General features: G+C 45.6%; 1 protein-coding gene. It reads right to left on the bottom strand.

The window, feature by feature from the left end; all coding sequences use genetic code 11:
* Positions 1-295: 295 nt before the first annotated feature.
* Positions 296-1,620, bottom strand: a 1,325-nt coding sequence (locus WBJ10_RS13650) for a TldD/PmbA family protein (protein WP_424291215.1), incomplete at its 5' end; no start/stop codon positions are given.

Below are 1,620 nucleotides of genomic sequence, written 5' to 3'. Positions count from 1 at the left end.
ATAACCGGCACCGATTGAAGGAATGTTGCGCCAGTGGCGATTCCTGTGAGGTGTAAAAAGTCTCTTCTTCTCATTTAATAAGTATCAAGTATCAGGTATCAAGATAAGGTCTTCATTTTATTTACGGAGGTGGTTGAGAACCATAATTCGTATTGATAGCATGGCGGCTATGCATGGCGCCAGTTTGCTTCGCTGCGCTCGCAATGACACCCCGGTATCTCCACCATGCATCCTATGAATCCTAATCCTGCAATCACATCATCCTACTAATCCTATTTTAGACAAAAATCCTAATCTATACGGCATCCGACAACGAAGAAAACGTAAAGTCTCTTATTTTCATTGGCGGCACCATCATATTCCCGCTACGCTGCGGTTTACCCATCGCCTCCACATTATTCAGCATAATAATCGGGCTTTCATTGAAACGGAAGTTTTTAACCGGGAAAGCGATCTTGCCATTTTCAATATAGAAAGTACCGTCGCGGGTAAGGCCGGTTAATAATACCGTTTGCGGGTCAACCATACGGATATACCAGAAACGTGTTACCAATATCCCTTTCTCGGTGCTCTTAATCAGGTCTTCCAGGGATGCAGTGCCACCTTCAAAGATGGCGCGATTTGATCCAGGTAAAGGCTTAACACCTTTTTGTCCGGCCCAGTAACGTGAGTATGCGAGGTTTTTAACTACCCCGTTTTCTACCCAATTAGTTCTTTCAATGGGCAATCCATCACCGTTCCAGGTACCGCCCGGAAGTTCGGCGTTGAAAGGATCAGAGTAGATATTAATGTTTTCACCGAATAACTGCTCGTTTAAACGCGTGCCGCCTCCTTTCTTGCTCATGAAATTACGGCCTTCTTCTGCACTCCGGGCATCGAAGCCGTTGAACATGTATGAAAGCATACCGCTGACCGCCAAAGGCTCGAGGATCACCGTGTATTTTCCGGGCTCAATGGCTTTAGCTCCTGCCGAACCATTGGCTTTTCCTGCAGCGATTTTTGTCAGGACTTGTGTATCCAGTTTACTGACATCATTATAACTTTGCTCTACATAGCCAGATCCTGTTCCTTCCTGATTCCGGGTGGTTACGGAAAAAGAGACATCTGTATCTGTATTGTAAGCAAACAAACCTTTAGAGTTCATCATTGCGCGGAAGCTGGTGGTATTCTCCAGAAATCCGGCGGCTTCAAGTTTTGCATCCTTAGCAACGTTCAAACTTTTTAAAACGGCTTCTGCACGGATATCCGGATTAACGGCAGCGGTTGTGGCGTTATAAGTTTTAGACTCTTTGAAAGTTTTCGGACCTTCCAGAGATACGTACTCCGGGTTCGGCGGAGCAAGCTGGGCAAGTTCTTCCGATCTGCGGACAACCTTCTCCAAAGAAGCATCATCAAATTCGTTGATGGTGGCTGTACCTGTTTTTTTAGCAAAGGTCGAGCTTATGCCAAGGCTCATTGTACTGATGTCGCCAGCGGTAGAAACGGCATTCCGTGCATAACGGATGTTTCCGCCTTCGCTGCCTTGTAAGCTTACTTCACATTCTTCTGCCTTTGAATAGCTCAATGCTTTTTTCAGGATGGCTTGTGCCTGTTCTTTTGTTAATATGGCCATATCTATAT

Source organism: Daejeonella sp., assembly GCF_049655485.1.
GTDB lineage: Bacteria > Bacteroidota > Bacteroidia > Sphingobacteriales > Sphingobacteriaceae > Daejeonella.
The sequence above is the reverse complement of the archived record's forward strand: the minus strand, read 5'-3'. Positions and strand labels throughout refer to the sequence as shown.